Source organism: Oleiphilus sp. HI0117, assembly GCF_001635235.1.
The window spans coordinates 1-350 of record NZ_LWGA01000555.1; the positions used below are offsets into that span (position 1 = coordinate 1).

1 pseudogene is annotated in these 350 nt (G+C 46.6%); it reads left to right on the plus strand.

From position 1 onward, the window contains the following. Positions 1 to 61: 61 nt before the first annotated feature. Positions 62 to 350 (plus strand): annotated as a pseudogene (locus A3757_RS06140) (tRNA (adenosine(37)-N6)-dimethylallyltransferase MiaA); the annotation flags it as partial.

Here is a 350-nt window from a genome sequence, read left to right on the forward strand (position 1 = left end):
GGATAAGTTATTTCTGCGGGGGCGTTAAGATGTTGCGAATACCTTCTTTAAGGCTTTATCAATGAGCTTGCCTAGTGCAATTTGTCTAATGGGGCCGACAGCGGCGGGTAAGACAGACCTGGCAGTCTCTCTTCATGAAACCTTAGCTTGCGACATTATCAGTGTGGACTCTGCCTTGATATATCGAGGCATGGATATCGGTACGGCAAAACCCGAAAAAGAATTGTTGGCGCGCGCTCCACACCGACTGATTGATATTATTGCTGCTAAAGACAGTTATTCGGTAGCTCGGTTTTATGATGATGCGCTAAGAGAGATGCAGGAAATAACAAGTCGTGGACGCACACCTT